Consider the following 329-nt stretch of genomic DNA (forward strand, 5'->3'; position numbering starts at 1 on the left):
GGTCAGTTCCCAGAATTCATCTTCGATGTTTTCAAAGTACTTCCCAAGCTGGGAAGGCTTTAGCAGATCATTAGAAGGCCCGGACGTCATTTTCTTTTCATTTGCCACCAGCGCTTCCAGATCCTTTCGGACTTGTTCCATCAGATCAGGAGATACCGTTTTATGCTCCCTTACCTCCGAATGACCGGGTAATGGGTCTGCTTCAGGATTATTGTTCTTCTGTTTAACGATGTCCCGCTTCTGTCTTTGCCGCCTCTCTCTGGCACGCGGCTTTTTTGGTGAGTGAGCTGTCTTGAAACAACTTTCTCCCTCTCTAGCATCACTTTCTG

The 329-nt window shown here is 47.4% G+C and carries 1 protein-coding gene; it reads right to left on the minus strand.

What is annotated here, in order from left to right; translation table 11 throughout:
* On the minus strand, positions 1 to 329 hold a 329-nt coding region (locus CWC28_RS22170; protein WP_171038368.1), incomplete at both ends, for a hypothetical protein.

This window comes from Pseudoalteromonas sp. S4492 (genome assembly GCF_005886115.1).
GTDB lineage: Bacteria > Pseudomonadota > Gammaproteobacteria > Enterobacterales > Alteromonadaceae > Pseudoalteromonas > Pseudoalteromonas gelatinilytica.